The organism is Chrysosporum bergii ANA360D, from assembly GCF_029891735.1.
GTDB classification, from domain to species: Bacteria; Cyanobacteriota; Cyanobacteriia; order Cyanobacteriales; family Nostocaceae; genus Umezakia; species Umezakia bergii.
In genome coordinates, this window is sequence record NZ_JANQDH010000030.1 from 1 (window position 1) to 271 (window position 271).

Consider the following 271-nt stretch of genomic DNA (forward strand, 5'->3'; position numbering starts at 1 on the left):
TGTTTTATCGTTTTTACGAATGGGTACCACTGCGTTAACAGCACAAGCAGTCGGACGAGATGACCGAGAGGGCGTACTGTTGGCGGGACTGCTTAATGGTTTAATTGCTCTGGTGCTGGGGGTGGCGATCATACTGTTACACATCAGCTTAGCTGGTTCGGACTCCGCTCAACCACCGGAGTTGTTTAGAGTTGTTGGAAAATAAGGGATAATAATCAAGCAGACAAGTAGGGTGACATTAATGTTGAAGTTAGACCGCGTCCTGAATCAA

At 46.9% G+C, this 271-nt stretch carries 1 pseudogene; it reads left to right on the forward strand.

Annotation, left to right across the window (positions count from 1 at the left end):
• Positions 1–205, forward strand: a pseudogene (locus tag NWP17_RS04515) (hypothetical protein); the annotation flags it as partial.
• Between the last annotated feature and the right edge of the window lie 66 nt (positions 206–271).